This window comes from Sphingomonas sp. AC449 (genome assembly GCF_979253475.1).
Genome location: NZ_CEEDCZ010000034.1, coordinates 1 through 592 on the forward strand (window position 1 = coordinate 1; position 592 = coordinate 592).

The window sequence follows — 592 nt, forward strand, 5'->3', positions numbered from 1 at the left end:
AAGTCGTAACAAGGTAGCCGTAGGGGAACCTGCGGCTGGATCACCTCCTTTCTAAGGATATCGGCAGAAAGCGCTGATAGGCCCGCATTTTCGGATGCCACCCTGTCGGAAGAGCTTCTTCCATTCCAAAGAACATTAGCCGCCGTCCTCATGTCCCTTCATCACTAGGTTAAGCGCAAGGCGCGAGACGAATTAGCGTGAGCTAATTCGCACGTCGCCTAGCTCGGCCAGCGCTGTCAAGCGCGCCCACAAGGCGCAGCTTTGCTGCGACTGACGGGCGCGCGAGCGAGGCGCGGGCCTGTAGCTCAGTTGGTTAGAGCGCACCCCTGATAAGGGTGAGGTCGGTGGTTCGAATCCACCCAGGCCCACCACTTTCGCGCTTTAAAAAATATGGGGCCTTAGCTCAGCTGGGAGAGCGGTTGCTTTGCAAGCATCAGGTCATCGGTTCGATCCCGATAGGCTCCACCATTTGCATAACCTAGAGATGAAGAGAAACGGTTCGCCGTGCGAGAGCACGGTGATTGGGTCGAGACGACCCGTATTTGACATTGTGAATGGGTTTTTTAAAATCGATGCCGTGAGGTGCTCGATT

The 592-nt window shown here is 55.6% G+C and carries 2 tRNA genes and 1 rRNA gene; all 3 read left to right on the forward strand.

Annotated elements, in window-relative coordinates:
- Positions 1–51, forward strand: a 16S ribosomal RNA gene (locus tag AC0CH3_RS17730); the annotation flags it as partial.
- Positions 52–294: 243 nt separating this feature from the next.
- Positions 295–371 (forward strand) — tRNA-Ile (locus AC0CH3_RS17735).
- A gap of 21 nt (positions 372–392) precedes the next feature.
- Positions 393–468: transfer RNA gene (locus AC0CH3_RS17740), tRNA-Ala, on the forward strand.
- Positions 469–592: the final 124 nt, after the last annotated feature.